Consider the following 15,954-nt stretch of genomic DNA (forward strand, 5'->3'; position numbering starts at 1 on the left):
TTAGTTGACTTTTTGTTCTGCAAAATGAGGTTTTAAAATGTTTTTAAGGACGCCGGCGCTGTGAAGGAACTGTTCTTTTTCTTTCTCATTTAAGTTCAGCTCAGTGATACCTGCGATCCCTCCGCGGTTCACGACAGCCGGCACACCGATGTACACGTCATCTGCACCGTATTGCCCGTCCAAATATGTGCTGACAGTTAATATGCTGTTTTCATTATGAAGAATGGTTTTTGTAATGCGAGCAAGACTCATCGCAACCCCATAATAAGTCGCGCCTTTTTTCTCAATGATATGGTAAGCTGCGTTTTTCACATCATCTACAATTTGGTCCAGCTCCTCTTGTTTGTACGCATCGTTTTTCTCAACGAGTTCACTGACCGGCACACCGCCGACATTCGCGTGGCTCCAAACAGGAAGCTCTGTGTCGCCGTGCTCTCCGATAATATGCGCGTGCACGTTTTGAGGCGCTGCGCCAAAGTATTCGCTCAGCATGAAACGGAATCTCGCAGAATCTAGTGTTGTGCCGCTTCCGATCACCCGCTCTTTTGGCAGGCCGCTGAATTTCCATGTTGCGTAAGTCAGGATATCAACCGGATTTGTCGCGATTAAGAAAATACCGTCAAATCCGCTCGCCATGACTTCACTAACGATGCCTTTGAAAATCTTCAAGTTCTTTTCTACTAATTCAAGGCGTGTCTCACCAGGTTTTTGGTTTGCTCCGGCGCAAATGCAGACAATATCAGCATCCTTGCAGTCTTCATATGTTCCGTAAGATGTTTTGACCGGTTGTGGCGCAAACGCCTTTCCGTGGTTTAAATCCATCACATCGCCCATTGCTTTTTCTTTATTTACATCAATGACCACAAGCTCATCTGTGATCCCTTGGTTAATTAACGCAAATGCATAACTGCTTCCAACAAAACCCGCTCCGATTAAAGCTACTTTATTTACATGTTTGTTCATCATTAATCATCCTTCCAGGGTATGTTTCTCTTTGATGTCTTTTATTTGTGAAGTATTTCACATTTATATTGTGCAATACTTCACAAACTTTTGCAAGAGAAAAGTTTTGTCTGATTTATGAACAAAAAAGAAACCATCATAGATGGTTTCTTTCGGTAAGTCCCGTCTAGCATTGCCCTCAATGAGGAAGAGAACCGCTTAAGCCCGAGTCATTATATAAACCATTTTGCACGTAATCAAAGCCAGGCTGATTCTGGCCGGGCACTTGGGCGCTGCCATTATTAAAAATCACTTTGGCGTTGGTTGTATCCGTGTCCGCAGGCAGCGTCAGCGTGTAAATTCCATCTGCATTTTTAGTCATTGGTTTTCCAGGCCAAGATCCGGTCAATTCAATTGCCCGGCTCCCATCATGTTTATAGATATAAGCATTTACCTGGCTCCAATGATTCGGATTTTGATAGCCGATGGTTTTGGCCGAAGCTGGATCTCTTTTAACAAAACTGTATTCCTCGGTCCTCGTTACACCATCACTGTTCGTTCCTTTTAACATGATGGTGTATGTTTTGCCAAATGGATCTCCTTTTCCGATTGTGAATTGATCTCCATCCTTAAACGCCGTCTCTGGTCCATTATTGATTTGATAAACGGCTTTTGTTGTATTCGCATCTGCACGCAAGGTAATCGTCAGTTGATCATTGAAAGAATGTGTTACACCTGTTTTGTAATTCTCAAGGAAAACATGAGGCGCTTTTGCAATATCATCAGGATAAAGCACAGCCACAGACCTGGCATTGATCGTGCCTGTCAGTTTACCATCATTCACTTGAAATGAACCTGCCCCAGCTTTATTGTCATACCTGCCATCAGGCAATTTTGTTGGCGTATTGATAGAAACAGAGGATGAACCTGCATTTGCCAGCACAACGCCATGTGAGCCGCGCTGATTCATAAATATCTGGTTGTTTCTATTTGGGTTCGAGAGTTCCTCAGGCTGTCCAGCCATCACATTGTGAAATCTATTGACCGCAGTGATAGCCTGATCTTCAAATAAAGCACTCCCGCGATCGCCTATTTGGCTTTTCCCCGGGAATCTCACACCATTTCCGCCTCCCTCAGGTCTGGAAAAGAAAAGAGGCGTACTGCCTGAACGAGAAGCTATCACCGCCCAGCCTAAACGGATATCATCATCGCTCATCCATGTCGACTCTTCATCATCATTGGCATACGTATCATGCGACTCTACCCATGTCACTAGCTTGTCCGCAGGCACATCAGATGCATAGTGGGAGATATTCGACACGCCCAGATTGCGATTCTTTAAAGCGGACCTTATGGAATGCCCATAGTTAGACGCTGTCACATTCATATAATTCGCATATGAAGCATCTCTGGAGGCACTATCCTGCAGGATTTCTCCGTATTGGAACTCTGCAGATGTATTTGTGATATTCGGCCAAAATTGACTGCCGTAACTCCCATCATCCGGAAGCTCTATATGTTTGGCGGCATCAAAGCGAAAACCGTCTGCCCCGTCATTCAATGCTCTTTCTAAGAACCGTTTCAGATAGGACTGTACTTGTGTATTTTGTGTATTCCAGTCATAGAGCCCGAGCAATGAATTCTGCGTGACATCCCATCGATCCGACCAGTTTTTAATTTGTGTGTTTCCATGTGTCCAGTTTGGAATACTCTTAATCTCATTGGAAATCGCGGCATAGTCACTGGTGGTATGATTGATGACAGCGTCAACAATGACCTTTATGCCATATTCTTCAGCGGCTGCACACATTTCTTTAAATTCTTGTTCAGTACCTAAGTAACGGTTGCCAATTTGGTACGATGTCGGCTGATACAGCCAGTACCAGTTCGACATGCTTTTATCTCCTTGATTCCCTTCCTTTACTTGGTTAATCGGAGATGTCTGAATGGCTGTATATCCTGCATCATGAATATCCTTCATATTATGTTTTAACGTATTGAACGACCAATTCCATGCATGAAGAATGGTTCCGCTTTTGATCGACGGTGCTGTCAGCTCATTCGATTTGTTCGCCGTTTCAGCACTCGCAGCCGCCGGTCCTGCCAGAACCAAATGAAACAGCAATAAAAATCCAGCGAATAACGGCAGTAAAGAGGTTTTGAATCGTTTTGCAAACATTCTTGACACTCCTTATTTGATTTTTTGAAGACTTACTTCGGAGTCAAAAATCCCTCTTACTTCATTCTTCCGCTTCCTCCTTTCAAACTGATGTGAAGACTGGATAATTTTGTTAACGCTTACATTTTAAATTATCACAATCACTCTATCAAAACAACTTGGCAGAGTGAATACAAATCAATGTTCCTATAAAAAAAGCTGCCCGAAACTGTGAACGCTTCCCTCGCTTTCCAAACAAAAAAAGAAACCATCTATTTTTCAAGATGATTTCTTTTTTACTTCTTCTTTTACAGCTCTTCTGTAAGCCAGCTTCACAATCACATACCGAAGCAGAAACAGAACGCCGCCGCAGACGATAAAAAGAAGAATCATTTTCAGCCAAGCGAAGAATGTATGGGGAATCCCCCTGTCGTACATCGTAAGCACCACTACCGCAAAGGCGACCGCAATTGATTCTATTCGCTGCTGCTTCACCCGTTTTTGCAGTTCTTCTTTGGTGTCTATTCTCGGCATGAGCATTCCGGATGCCGCAGCCCTGATGCAGTAATATAAGATAATGATGAACAAAAACACAAGGCTTGCAGCCCATTCTTTAAACGGAAATTCAAACATAATGCCGCGGATGATCACATCAAGCAGCGCAAATGCTCCCGCTATCATCCCAATCTCCGACCAGATTTTTTGTTCTTTTTCTTTTACTCTCTTATTTTTCCCATTCACGCCTGAAAGTCTATTACGCAGATTATTCATGACCTTCCTCCCGCACTTTTACGAATGGCTTATGGCTTACATGTTACAATAACAGCCTGCGCTTCTGCAATGAATAACTCAAAAGCCCGCCGTACAAGCCGGCGGGCAGCAATCGTTAAAACGGCCCCCAATTGATCATGACGCCGATCACGATAAAGACAAGCCCGATCAAGAACCAAATCAGAGCAAGCGGCACCATAAACCGCAGCCACTTGACATACGGAATACCGCTGGCGGCAAGCACCGCCATGAGAACGCCGGATGTCGGGTTCACACAGTTGACGACCCCTTCTCCAAGCATAACCGCCTCAACCGCAACCTGTCTCGTGATTCCCATCAAATCAGCGAGCGGCGCCAGGATTGGAATAAATACAACGGCTTCGCCAGAACCTGAAGAGATGAGAAAATGAAGCAGCGCACTGGCGATATACATGCCGATTGCCCCGGCAATCGGGCTGAATCCGTCCAAAAGTGAAGCCAAAGCATTGACGACAGTATCGAGAAGCTTTCCATTTTCAAGGATAACGGAAATGCTTCGTGCCATCCCGACAATCAGCGCCCCGTATACAAGACTTTGGCAGCCCGTAATGAAGGTTTTGGCAATATCGTTCGCCGCAAGTCCGCCTATTAAACCGGCAAGGACAGAAATAAAAATAAATGTCGCAGCCATTTGGGAATCTGACCAGCCAAGCTTCAAAGCGCCGTATAAAAATCCGACAAGTGAGAGTCCCGCCACAGCCAAAATCAGCTTATGGCGAACGGTAAACGGCACTGACTGATCTTCTTCTTTACCGGCTTCGCCCATTCCTGCCGCAGGGAACCAATCTGTTCCTAACACACTGGCATCTTTTGATTTTTTTAATTTTCTCGTATACAAATAGATATAAATAATAGAAGACAGCAAAAAGCATATGTATATCACAACTCGCAGGCCGATTCCAGAAAAAAGAGGGAGCTCCGCGATTGATTGTGATAAACCGAGCGGTGACGGTGATAATATGGTGGAGTTAAATCCAGCGTAGCAGCCGATGTAAATAACAGCGGCTCCCGCGACTGCGTCCCATTTTAAGGATCGTGCCACAATGAGGCCGATGGGGATAAAACCGATAACTGAATTCACGACAATCCCGGTTGTTCCGAGAATGGAGAACAATGCGCCGACAATACAAATAAATAATAATTGCTTTGTGCGGAATTTGCTGATGACATTGTAAATCAGGCCATTGATGGCACCGGTTTTTTCTAGAATAGCAATGGTGCCGCCTGTGAATAAAATCAGAAAGATGATGGGTGCTGATCCAATCATTCCATCCTGTAGAGAAGTAAAAAAGCTGATCAAGCTGACCGGAGACTGTTCAATTGAATGATAGCTTCCTGGAACAGCGGTCGTGACATCCCCCTTTGTCACGCGGTCAAATTCACCTGCCGGCACAATATATGAAGCGATTGCGCAAATGAAAGCAATCATAAATAAGAGGACATAGGCGTCAGGCATTTTAAATGTCGTTCGTTTTTTCTTAGGCTGTGTTTCGGCTGCTGGCATACTCATGTTCGATCCATCCCCTCTGTTTGAATATATTCATTATTCTGAAAAGTAGCAATATGTGCTATATTATATACAGCCTATCTTCCTGTTTCAATATAAATAAAGTAAAGAAGGTAAAAATTCATTCTGATAGAAGGAGGTATTTCTAACCATGCAAAAGCTTTCAGAAGACATGAAACAAACCATTATGGACATCTTCGAGCATCTGCACGCGAACCCTGAAGTCAGCTGGAAGGAATATGAGACAACTTCATTTTTGAAACAAAAGCTTGAGGATTTAGGGTGCCGGACGCGCACGTTTTCAGACTGCACCGGGGTTGTCGGTGAAATCGGCTCAGGCTCACCTGTTGTAGCGGTACGCGCTGATATTGACGCGCTGTGGCAGGAGGTTAACGGCACATTTCGCGCCAACCATTCCTGCGGACACGATTCACATATGACAATGGCATTGGGCACGTTAATGCTGCTCAAAAAACAACCTGAGCTTCCGAAGGGCACAATCCGTTTTATCTTTCAGCCGGCAGAAGAAAAAGGCGGCGGCGCCTTGAAAATGATAGAAGAAGGCGTGCTTGATGATATCGACTATTTGTATGGCGTTCACGTCCGTCCGATTCAGGAAACACAGAACGGCCGCTGCGCTCCGTCTATTCTGCACGGATCAAGCCAGCACATTGAGGGAACGATCATCGGGGAAGAGGCTCATGGCGCCCGTCCGCACCTCGGGAAAAACAGCATTGAAATTGCGGCATTTCTTGTACATAAGCTCGGACTCATTCATATTGACCCGCAAATCCCGCATACCGTCAAAATGACAAAACTTCAAGCCGGCGGTGAAAGCTCTAACATCATTCCAGGAAAAGCATCGTTCAGCCTTGATTTGCGCGCACAGACCAATGAAGCCATGGAGGCGTTAATCGCCGAAACAGAAAGAGCCTGTGAAGCGGCCGCCGCCGCATTCAGCGCCAAAATCGAGCTGCAAAAAGAACACAGCCTTCCTGCGGCAACACAAAACAAAGAAGCTGAAGCGATCATGGCAGAAGCCATTACAGATATCATCGGGGCTGAGCGGCTTGATGACCCGCTTGTCACCACCGGCGGAGAGGATTTCCATTTTTACGCCGTGAAGGTGCCGAATCTGAAAACAACGATGCTCGGACTAGGCTGCGGGCTCCAGCCGGGGCTCCATCATCCGCACATGACCTTTGACAGAAACGCGATGTTTACCGGCATTCATATTTTAGCGAACGCCGTGCTCAAAACATTTCAGAAGGCGGAATCACTTGCTGCCGCTAACGCTTCTTAACGCAAAAAAAGCAGCCTGTAGCCAGGCTGCTTTTTTCATTACTTCTTCAAATCTTCAATTGAGTTGACATTTTTCATATATTGAGGAACAACAAGCCCCATCTTCACACCAGTCATACTGGTGCCAATATCATCATATTTGCCTTTATATTTAGCGGCGTATGCTTTATGGGTATTCGGCAGCCATGCGGAAAGGGATGCATCCGCACTTCCCGTCGCAATTGCAGTCCACATCGGCCCAGCCTCTACCTGAGTAAGTGTTACCTCATAGCCCAAGTCTTCTAAGACTTTGCCTATGACGTTTGTACTTGCAATCTCACTGTCCCACGCCACATAGGCGAGGTTGATTTTGTCTCCCTTCACCTTTTGAACGCCTTTTGTCCATTCGGCAATCTGATCCTTGTGTTTATTGACGTACTCAGCAGCAACTTTGGCAGGTTTCTCGCCTTCTTCCACCTTGATCATGATTTCGCCCATTTCGTCCTGCGTCCATTTAAACTGGCTCAGAAGCTTTGCGGCATTCGGCTGCTCTTTGCTGAAGCCTTTGCGTGTGATCGTATGGATTTCCTCTGCGCTGCCATAAGATTGTTTCGGATCATCGAGATATTTCAGCTTATATCTGGAGAACATCCAGTGCGGTGTCCATCCTGTAATGATAATCGGTTTCTTACGGTCGTATGACTTTTTAAGCGTAGCGGTCATCGCAGCACTTGACGCTGAAATCAATGTCCAGTCATTCAGGTCATAATCCTTCATCGCTTTGTCAGTCAGGGACATAATCCCTGAACCGGGGTCAATCCCGATGATGGTCTTATTCACTTGTTCTGCTGCGGATGCATTTTCATCGTTTTCTGAACCGCAAGCCGCAAGTGAGAGCGCCAGCATGGCGGAAACGCCGATGCCGATGATTTTTTTAAGCATCAGGCATTCCCCCTGCTTTTCTTCTTCACTTTAATATTTTGAGTAATACGGTCCAGGGTAATGGCAACGATAACGATGGCGATACCGGCCTCTACTCCGACCCCGGTTTTCAGCTGTGTAACGGCACTGTATACTTCAGAACCAAGTCCCGGTGCACCGACCATTGCGGCGATAACAACCATTGATAACGCAAGCATGATGCTCTGGTTAATTCCGGCCAAAATCGTTTTTGTCGCAAGCGGAAGCTGAACTTTAAACAAACGCTGAGCTGTTGTAGAACCGAATGCCTCAGTCGCTTCAATCAAATCCGCCGGCACTTGTTTAATACCGAGAACAGTCATGCGGATTGTCGGCGGCATCGCGAAGATAACAGATGCAACAACACCCGGCACAACACCGATGTTAAAGAAGAAAATCGCCGGCAATAGATATACGAAAGCAGGCATTGTCTGCATTAAATCAAGAATTGGCGTTACAATACGGCGAACCGTTTCTTTCTGAGACGCCCAAATTCCGATCGGAACCCCGACCACAATCGAAATAATCACAGATGTCAAAACAAGCGCCAATGTTTGCAGCATTGGGTCCCAATATCCTAAATAATCGATCAGGAGGAATCCAATCAACGTAAATAACGCAATTCCCCTTGTACTGATCCACCACGCAAGTGCGGCGAAAATAATCGTTAACAAAATAGATGGAATAAATCCAAGACCCGTGACAATTCCATTTACAAAAGCGGCCAATCCGTTAGCGATTCCGTCGAAGAATCCGCCAAACGTCATCGTAATCCAGTCAACAAAACGGTCAATAATATCTGCTAAAGGTATTCTAGGCAGTCTATCCATCTTATTTCACCTCCTGTGCAGAAGGATCTTGTGTTTGTTCGTTAGTGCCTTCAGCATTGATATACTCGTTATTGCCGGCAAGTGCGCCAATCAGCGCGCCTCTTACGACAATTCCTTTCATTCTTTGCTTCTCATCCACAACCGCAATTGGAATATTCGCATCGGACACAACGTCAAAAATCTCAGTCAGATACGTATTCTCTGGTACAGTCGTAAATTCTGTATTCAAGATGTCTTGAAGTGACAAATCAGACTCAGCCGCTTTTTTCGCATCAGACGCATAGATAACACCTAACAATTTCTTTTGTTTATCCACTGCATAAATTGAAGAAATTCCAAGGTTTTTCATCAGTGTCAATGCTACGCGAGGCCCTTTATCAATCCGCACTGTTTCAGCGCGTTTCATAATGTGGCCTGCTGTGAGGACTTTAGACAAATCAACATCTTCGACGAATTTCTCAACATATTCGTTAGATGGATTCATCAGGATTTCTTCAGGCGTGCCGATTTGAACGATGTTGCCGTCCTTCATTAGGACAATCCTGTCGCCGATCCGCAACGCTTCGTCCAAGTCATGCGTAATAAAGATAATTGTTTTTCCGACATTATCGTGAAGATCAAGAAGCTCATCCTGCATATCTTTACGAATCAGTGGATCGAGCGCACTGAACGCTTCGTCCATCAGAAGGATGTCCGGATCATTTGTCAACGCGCGGGCAAGGCCGACACGCTGCTGCATCCCGCCGGAAAGCTGGTCTGGATATTGGTGTTCAAATCCTTCCAGTCCAACGAGCTTAAGAGACTCAAGCGCTTTTTGCTGCCGCTCTTGTTTGTCTACACCTTGAAGTTCCAGTCCGTATTCTGTGTTTTCAAGTATCGTTCTGTGCGGGAACAGAGCGAACTTTTGGAAGACCATGCTGATTTTCTTCCGGCGGACTTCCCGGAGCTGGTCTTTAGACATATTTGTTATCATGTCACCATCAATGTAAATATTTCCGGCAGTCGGTTCAATAAGCCGGTTTAACATCCGTACTAAAGTTGATTTACCGCTCCCTGATAGACCCATGATGACAAATATCTCACCATCATATACTTCAAAATCTGCCTGATTAACACCAACGGTTGATCCGGTTGCTTTCAGGATCTCTTTTTTTGTCTTTCCGTTGGCAAGCATTTGAACTGCCTTCTTTGTTTGTTTCCCAAAAATCTTAGAGACTTTCTCGACTTTTATCTTAATTGGTTTCTCATCTACACTCATATTTTCCCTCCATATTAAGCAATCTTTATTACCGTAACATTTATGTAACTTCCCACACAAACAGCATATTCTCTTTTATTCTGTACCATTTCTTTATAAACATCCATGTGACCACATGATCTTATTTATGCTTCTAAATGCTCTGTAATCCTCCTATATGATTGTATTTTACGGGTGATTTTTCTCCTATCTTTATTTGAAAACGCTTTTATTGGAATTGAATTCCTCCTTCCTCTTATGACTTCCTGCTCCTTTACTGGAAAAATAAGTTGCTTTTCCAACACCCATTATGTATTATAGTTTCATGACTATGAAACAATCAGATGATCAAATCAGAGCGCAAATTTTTAAAGCACTGTCTGATGAATCAAGGCTTGCCATTATTCGTACGCTTTATGTCAGCGGAAAAGAACTCAGCTGCGGTGAAGTAGGTGAAAAGTGCAATATTGTCAAAACCACGGCATCTTATCATTTTAAAACGCTGCGTGAAGCGGGATTGACGGCAACCCGGAAAGATTCGCGGACAAAATACGTCAGTCTGCGTGAAGACACATTTCAAACTTACCTGCCTGGCTTTTTGGAAACCCTCTAACAAAGGGTTTTCTCTATACATATCTGTTTCATAGTTTCAAAGTTATAAAACAATAGGAGTGATAAAATTTGAATCGCATTTGGCTTTTCTTCAGTGTCATGTTTGTCATTGGCACGGATACCTTTTTGCTTTCGCCGCTTCTCCCCCTTTTACAGAATCAGTTTCATGTCTCTACTGATTTGTCAGGCTGGATGGTCAGCGCTTATGCACTCGGTTATGCGCTCTTCGCTTTCATTGCAGGCCCAATCTCAGACCGGCTGAACAGGAAAACAGTCATGCTGTGGGGACTTGCAGGCTTTATCCTATCCACGTTTTTATGCGGCATCGCTCCCTCTTTTGCCGCCATGTGCCTGTTCCGTTTTGCCGCAGGCGTTAGCGCTGCGTTTGTGACGCCTCAAATTTGGGCATCCATCCCAGTCATTGTCCGGCCTTCTCAGATCATAAAAGGCATGGGGATTGCGACAGCAGGTTTGGCCGCTTCACAAATGCTCGGACTTCCTATTGGAGGGTTTCTCGCTTCCTTTACATGGCATACGCCATTTTTCGTTTTGTCAGCGTGCTCGCTTATTCTACTATTGATCCTGGCGGTTGTCATGCCTGATATCCGGCCTTCTGAACCATTGGCGTGCCCATCAATTGTCAACCCCTATCGGGAGCTTTTTTCATTGCCGAAAACATCGGTTATTCTGCTTGCCTATTTTCTGTTTCAAACCGGAAACTTCGCATCGTTCAGCTTTCTGGGTACTTGGCTTTCCGCGGATTATCATTTAACCGTGTCACAAATTGGCGCAGCTATGCTTGTACTCGGACTGGGAAATATGCTCGGGAGCCTTATCGGCAGCCGGGTTTCAGAAAAGCTGGGCATGTTTAAAACACTGATCAGCGGGATGCTGCTAATGGGCGCTCTCTATTTCGCTCTTCCGTTCTTTCCAAACTTGTTTTTAGTAGAAGCCAGCTTTTTTCTCACGTTTTTTACAGCTGGCATCATCTTTCCGTTAATGATGGGTGTCTTTCAATCCATTGCACCAAATGCGCGAGGCACCATCGCTTCCCTTTCCAATGCCGCTATGTATGCCGGAACCACTGTCGGTACAAGTATTGCAGGTTTTTTATATCAAAGCACACAGCATTTCGGAGCTGTCACAGGATTTACTGCCATTTTGTTCATACTTTCTATGACGCTCTACCAGAAAATCAGTAAAACCGGGAAACGCCAATCCGCAGCCCGGGCGCAATTGTAAAAAAAGCACCTCATTCAAGAGGTGCCTCAGATTGTTGACAAAATCCTAAAATGGTTTTCATTTTAGGATTTTGTCATCTTTTCAGCGTGATTGAAAACCCTTGAAGTCTAGGAAGGACGAGCATAGGAGCGGACATTCACAGGATGTGATGACGACGGCGTTTAGGCAGGACGCCTGAGAATTTAGCCGTTGATCCACTTCGCATTGAGCACCGAAGCGCAGTCCTGACAACGAATGCGAGGGTTTGTCGACACGCTGAAAGCACCTCTTTTAAGAGGTGCTTTTCCTATTCTAGCTCAGTTTGTTTCGTTTCTTTCCCCATAATCAAAATACAAGCAACCGCGAGTAAGATTGCAATGCAAAAGATTGAAAAGATGACCGAAAACGAAATATGACGGGCTGCGAGCGTTCCGACGAGCAAAGGCCCGAAGATGCCGCCGATTCTTCCAAACGCTGCTGTCGTTCCTGAACCTGTTGCTCGAATCGCAGTCGGGTATTGCTCCGGGGTATAAGCATACAACACGCCCCATGCACCGAGATTGAAAAACGATAACAGCATTCCAGCCGTAAGCAGAAGACTTAAGGAATCCGCCGTTCCGAAGAAATAGGCGCTTCCTGCTGTGCCAATCAAGTAAACGACGAGTATCCACTTCCGGCCCGCTTTTTCAATCAGCCATGCGGCAGAGAAATAGCCAGGTAGCTGAGCAAGCGTCATCAGCAGGACATATTCAAAGCTTTGAATCATGCTGAAGCCTTTCAGCAGCATGACACTCGGGAGCCATAGGAACATGCCGTAATAAGAAAACACCACACAGAACCAAACGATCGACAGCATCACCGTCGGCCGTATATACTGTCTTGCCCAGACGCTTTTTACATTCTCCCACACCGACCTCTTTTTGGCAGAAAGCGATTCATATTTCGGCGAATCAGGCAGACTCGTCCGCAGGTACAGCGCATAAAAAGCAGTCAGCGCAGTTAACAGAAGGGCAGCCTGCCAGCCGAAGCTTGGTATCACAAAGTAAGAAATCAAGGCCGCTGCGAGCCAGCCAACGGCCCAAAAGCTTTCCAAAAGCACAATCACTCTGCCCCGCTTTTCAGGCACAACCGCTTCCGAAACGAGTGTTGAAGCGACTGGAAGCTCGCCGCCAAGTCCCATACCAATCACGAAACGAAGGATTAGAAATGCCGATAAGCTCGTCACAAAAGCGGAAATGCCGCTTCCGATGGAAAAGCATAAAAGGGTGATGATGAACACTTTTTTGCGGCCGATTCGATCAGCAAGCAAACCAAACAAAAACGCACCCGCAGCCATGCCGATGGAATTGACGCTTCCGATCCATTTCATTTCTTCGGGCGACAGATTCCACTCTACATGGAGCGCGGCGATAATAAACGATAATATTCCGACATCCATTGCATCAAACAGCCACCCCAAACCGGCGACGCCCAGCAGTTTACGCTGGGATATAGGCTGTTGTTTTCCCATTGCCAACACCTCTGATATGCAAAATGATTACCGTTTAAGTTTACACCTGTCTTTACACATTGTCATTAACTAAATGATGTAATTGAAAAACCCCGCTTATGTTCCACAAGCGGGGTTTTTATTATTGCTGCAATGCTACTTTTTTAATATTATCCTGAAGCTGTGCAATTCGTCTCGCGCCGTCTTCGCGGAGGCGTTTGTTTTCTTCCTCGATTTGTTTTGTTTCCTGCATGCCGCTGACAATCGTGTTCCAAGACGATTCGATCGTTTCAATATCTATGCTCGGTCTGCCGGCCATTCTGGCAATTTCAACACTTTGGCTTGAGATGTTTTCAGCATTTCGTTTCAGCATCTCGTTTGTCCGGCGGTCAAGCTCGCTCATGGAATCAGCCACAAGCTTTTGCCGCTTTACCGTAACAGCCTGAATAATGCCGTTTTTGAAAATCGGAATGGTAATGATAAACGCGGAGTTGATTTTCCCGATCAGCTTTGCATTTCCTCGCTGCAGGAGACGGATTTGAGGTGCGGTTTGAAGCGCCACCATCCGTGCCATGTCCAGATCATACACCCGTTCCTCAAGCGCCTGAATGCCGTTGCGCAACGTATCGAGCTGCATTTGCGCCAGCTGGTTCCCGCTTGCCGCTTTTTCCTCATATGAAGGAAGGATCGACTGCATCTCTTCCAGTTTCATCTGCCCGGCAACGACGTATTTTTCAAGCTCCATATAGTATTTGATATTGTTTTCATACATTTCATCGAGCGTGTAGTTCGTCTTCGTCATCTCATCTTTGTATTTTGAAATCTCAACGTGGATTTTTTCAATCTCTCCGCCAAGCGTCTGATACTTTTTAAAGATTTTTTCAATCATGCTGCCGCCGCGTTTGAAAATTTTCGCCATTAATCCCTTTGGCTCATCAAAATCATTTTTGTCGAAGCGGTCCATGATTTTCCCAAGCTGAGTCAGCATTGTGCCGGAGTCTGTCACGCTTGTTGTTTTCATCATCCCCAAGATGCGGTCAGAGAACTTGGATATTTCAACGGCCGGCTCCTTGCCGTACTCAAGCAGCTCCATTTGGTTTTTGACGTCAATTTGTTGAGCAAGCCGCTTCACTTCTGGTTCCTGACGGAGCTGAAGACGGATATCGTCAGCTTTTTGCTGGGAAATCTCTTCATTTTTATCGAGAACAAGCGGATTTTGATTTTCTGTTGTCATGCTTTTCTTCTCTCCTTATTTTTGGGTAATGGTTCTGAAGAGCCTTTTCACAAGCGAAGGCTCTTTGTAGTCCTGCTGAAACACCATGTCATCCAGCCAGTGGATATCATACTGGTCCTCTTCAATAAACTGCTCAATATCCTGGTGTCCGGGCGGATTATAAATGATGATATCGATTCCGATTTCATTCAGGAACAGCAGGGCAGCAGCATCCGAACGCGTGAGTCCGCCGCTCATTTCCGTATGATATAAAACGAGTTTCGGAACGGTTTGCGCATAGTCGAACATTTGAATCAATTTCAGCAGATTAGCAGGCAGGTTTGTTGTTTGTTTAAACAAATAGATTTGAACATCCTTGACTTGTTCCTGATGCAAAGCTTTAAGCCGCGGGTGCCTGCACATTCTCGAAATCGTTTTGGCAATGGCAGTCTGAACGCCCGCCGGCAGCTGTTTGTACTGCCACACATTGCTTGCCATCAGCTTGTCCGGATCAATGTTCCCTTCTTGATCAAGTGCGTGGCTGTAGTGAAATTGATAGTTCGACTTTATTTCTTCTGTAAATGGAAAGCTTCTGACCATTTCTGTTTCCTGATAATCCGCTAGAGTATGAAGCCTGTTCCAATATTCCTTATTGTCTTTCGACACGCCCATAATTTTGGCGAATACATTCGGAATCTCAATGGAATGTTTATCAGCTTTGAAATTCGGCCGAATAAAGGCGCGTTCTTTCGTGATTAAAAACAATTCATCATAGGTCGTTTTCAGCGTAACGGACACCGGTGTGTGATCTCTGAACTGCCACGGCTTATACAGCATGGATTCCTCGTGATTCAGCACATGTTCAATTTCCTTTGTTGAGCGGTAAGCCACTGTTGATTTCCGGTCTGGTTTTTCTTTCGGAAACGGCTGAAGCTCCGAAACATCCGGGAGCTTTTCCGTAAAACTGAGCTCCTGCTTCGGGTCGACAAGCGCCAGCTGATCGATTCCCGCCGGATGGAACAGCAGTACATCACAGCCGACCAGCATCAGATAATATAAGAAATAGAGCTGGCTTTTCGTCGCATCTCCATACCAAACAATCTTCGGCATCTCCCGCTCTATATCGGTTTTTTCCAGCCAAGGATTCAGATGGTTTAAGGAAAACTTCGAGACATCAAGCAGCACTCTGCGAAAATCAGGATGATTCAGCCCCTTTTCATGACTGTCCGCAAAGGTATGTAAAAGCGTCATCAGCGCTTTTCTTAAATGGCGGTGCATCAGGGGATTTGAGTGCTTCGCAATCAGCTTTTCCCCGTCCAGAAAGGCAACAAAGCGGCTGACTGACAGCCCTTTTTCTTTCTGATTGATGGAATGAATATGCTGAAGCTTTTGAAATGTTTCCGGTTCGATTGTTTTATCGAGCGTTTCACTCAAAATCGTTATGCGGTCGTTTACAGACAGCTCATATAGCTCGTTATAGTAGTCTGTCTCATCAATAGGCGTGCCCAATATCTGACCGGCAAGACGAGAAAAAGAAAGGCCTTGTGCAGTTTCATAGTGATCCCGCTCCGGCAATGGCTGAAACAGCAGGCTTTTCCAATCGCCATCAGCCGGAAGTGCTTTATGAATGGTTAGTTCTTCTTGTCTCATCATATCCTCCTTTCCGGTTTGTCATTGAACGATATTTCGGTAAC

General features: G+C 45.4%; 12 protein-coding genes and 1 pseudogene. 3 read left to right on the forward strand and 10 right to left on the reverse strand.

What is annotated here, in order from left to right; translation table 11 throughout:
* The 4 genes and pseudogenes from FB592_RS11490 to FB592_RS11505 form a co-directional block, all read right to left on the reverse strand.
* Entirely contained in the window at positions 1 to 966 is a 966-nt protein-coding gene (locus tag FB592_RS11490; protein WP_072173905.1) for an L-lactate dehydrogenase, read from the reverse strand.
* A 175-nt stretch (positions 967 to 1,141) separates the two neighbouring features.
* Positions 1,142 to 3,121, reverse strand: a complete 1,980-nt coding sequence (gene amyE, locus FB592_RS11495) for an alpha-amylase (protein ID WP_141949522.1) — start codon at positions 3,119 to 3,121, stop codon at positions 1,142 to 1,144.
* A gap of 148 nt (positions 3,122 to 3,269) precedes the next feature.
* Positions 3,270 to 3,871 (reverse strand): annotated as a pseudogene (locus FB592_RS11500) (DUF6773 family protein).
* A gap of 115 nt (positions 3,872 to 3,986) precedes the next feature.
* Positions 3,987 to 5,420 carry a YfcC family protein gene (locus FB592_RS11505; protein WP_021481852.1) on the reverse strand — a complete coding sequence of 478 codons (1,434 nt, stop codon included), beginning with the start codon at positions 5,418 to 5,420 and terminating at the stop codon, positions 3,987 to 3,989.
* 148 nt (positions 5,421 to 5,568) lie between these two features.
* On the opposite strand from FB592_RS11505, the gene FB592_RS11510 reads away from it, so the two are divergent.
* Positions 5,569 to 6,720 (forward strand): M20 peptidase aminoacylase family protein, encoded by a 1,152-nt coding sequence (locus FB592_RS11510; RefSeq protein WP_041850665.1) that lies wholly within the window; start codon positions 5,569 to 5,571, stop codon positions 6,718 to 6,720.
* Between the two features lie 38 nt (positions 6,721 to 6,758).
* Here FB592_RS11510 and opuAC read toward each other — a convergent pair whose 3' ends face one another.
* From opuAC to opuAA, 3 genes are read right to left on the reverse strand one after another with little or no spacing between them, the layout of a single operon-like run.
* Positions 6,759 to 7,640 (reverse strand): glycine/proline betaine ABC transporter substrate-binding protein OpuAC, encoded by an 882-nt coding sequence (gene opuAC / locus FB592_RS11515; protein ID WP_003246462.1) that lies wholly within the window; start codon positions 7,638 to 7,640, stop codon positions 6,759 to 6,761.
* On the reverse strand, positions 7,640 to 8,488 hold the full coding sequence (opuAB, locus tag FB592_RS11520) for a glycine/proline betaine ABC transporter permease subunit OpuAB (protein WP_003234703.1): 849 nt from the start codon (positions 8,486 to 8,488) through the stop codon (positions 7,640 to 7,642). Before opuAB ends, opuAC begins: the two co-directional genes overlap by 1 nt.
* Position 8,489: 1 nt before the next feature.
* Positions 8,490 to 9,746 carry a glycine/proline betaine ABC transporter ATP-binding protein OpuAA gene (gene opuAA, locus FB592_RS11525; protein ID WP_003246301.1) on the reverse strand — a complete coding sequence of 419 codons (1,257 nt, stop codon included), beginning with the start codon at positions 9,744 to 9,746 and terminating at the stop codon, positions 8,490 to 8,492.
* Positions 9,747 to 10,035: 289 nt separating this feature from the next.
* On the opposite strand from opuAA, the gene FB592_RS11530 reads away from it, so the two are divergent.
* Both FB592_RS11530 and FB592_RS11535 read left to right on the forward strand, forming a co-directional pair.
* Positions 10,036 to 10,338, forward strand: a complete 303-nt coding sequence (locus tag FB592_RS11530; protein ID WP_010886398.1) for an ArsR/SmtB family transcription factor — start codon at positions 10,036 to 10,038, stop codon at positions 10,336 to 10,338.
* A 68-nt stretch (positions 10,339 to 10,406) separates the two neighbouring features.
* Positions 10,407 to 11,579 (forward strand): MFS transporter, encoded by a 1,173-nt coding sequence (locus FB592_RS11535; RefSeq protein ID WP_141949523.1) that lies wholly within the window; start codon positions 10,407 to 10,409, stop codon positions 11,577 to 11,579.
* 286 nt (positions 11,580 to 11,865) lie between these two features.
* Here the strand turns inward: FB592_RS11535 and niaP are convergent, their stop codons facing one another.
* The 3 genes from niaP to FB592_RS11555 all read right to left on the reverse strand — a co-directional run bounded on the left by niaP (position 11,866) and on the right by FB592_RS11555 (position 15,910).
* Positions 11,866 to 13,068: a niacin permease NiaP gene (niaP, locus tag FB592_RS11545; RefSeq protein WP_015715206.1), complete on the reverse strand. Its 1,203-nt coding sequence runs from the start codon at positions 13,066 to 13,068 to the stop codon at positions 11,866 to 11,868.
* A 121-nt stretch (positions 13,069 to 13,189) separates the two neighbouring features.
* The gene (locus tag FB592_RS11550) at positions 13,190 to 14,281 is read right to left on the reverse strand and encodes a toxic anion resistance protein (protein ID WP_141949524.1); all 1,092 of its coding nucleotides are present in this window, start codon (positions 14,279 to 14,281) and stop codon (positions 13,190 to 13,192) included.
* 15 nt (positions 14,282 to 14,296) lie between these two features.
* Entirely contained in the window at positions 14,297 to 15,910 is a 1,614-nt protein-coding gene (locus tag FB592_RS11555; protein WP_043858180.1) for a YceG family protein, read from the reverse strand.
* Positions 15,911 to 15,954 lie beyond the last annotated feature (44 nt).

The organism is Bacillus sp. SJZ110 (assembly GCF_006715455.1).
In the GTDB taxonomy this organism is placed as follows: domain Bacteria; phylum Bacillota; class Bacilli; order Bacillales; family Bacillaceae; genus Bacillus; species Bacillus subtilis.

What these genes read in the sequence shown, in the direction of transcription:
- FB592_RS11490 (WP_072173905.1), bottom strand. Translation starts at nt 966, where the DNA reads ATGATGAACAAACATGTAAATAAAGTAGCTTTAATCGGAGCGGGTTTT.
- amyE (WP_141949522.1), bottom strand. Translation starts at nt 3,121, where the DNA reads ATGTTTGCAAAACGATTCAAAACCTCTTTACTGCCGTTATTCGCTGGA.
- FB592_RS11505 (WP_021481852.1), bottom strand. Translation starts at nt 5,420, where the DNA reads ATGAGTATGCCAGCAGCCGAAACACAGCCTAAGAAAAAACGAACGACA.
- FB592_RS11510 (WP_041850665.1), top strand. Translation starts at nt 5,569, where the DNA reads ATGCAAAAGCTTTCAGAAGACATGAAACAAACCATTATGGACATCTTC.
- opuAC (WP_003246462.1), bottom strand. Translation starts at nt 7,640, where the DNA reads ATGCTTAAAAAAATCATCGGCATCGGCGTTTCCGCCATGCTGGCGCTC.
- opuAB (WP_003234703.1), bottom strand. Translation starts at nt 8,488, where the DNA reads ATGGATAGACTGCCTAGAATACCTTTAGCAGATATTATTGACCGTTTT.
- opuAA (WP_003246301.1), bottom strand. Translation starts at nt 9,746, where the DNA reads ATGAGTGTAGATGAGAAACCAATTAAGATAAAAGTCGAGAAAGTCTCT.
- FB592_RS11530 (WP_010886398.1), top strand. Translation starts at nt 10,036, where the DNA reads ATGTATTATAGTTTCATGACTATGAAACAATCAGATGATCAAATCAGA.
- niaP (WP_015715206.1), bottom strand. Translation starts at nt 13,068, where the DNA reads ATGGGAAAACAACAGCCTATATCCCAGCGTAAACTGCTGGGCGTCGCC.
- FB592_RS11550 (WP_141949524.1), bottom strand. Translation starts at nt 14,281, where the DNA reads ATGACAACAGAAAATCAAAATCCGCTTGTTCTCGATAAAAATGAAGAG.
- FB592_RS11555 (WP_043858180.1), bottom strand. Translation starts at nt 15,910, where the DNA reads ATGAGACAAGAAGAACTAACCATTCATAAAGCACTTCCGGCTGATGGC.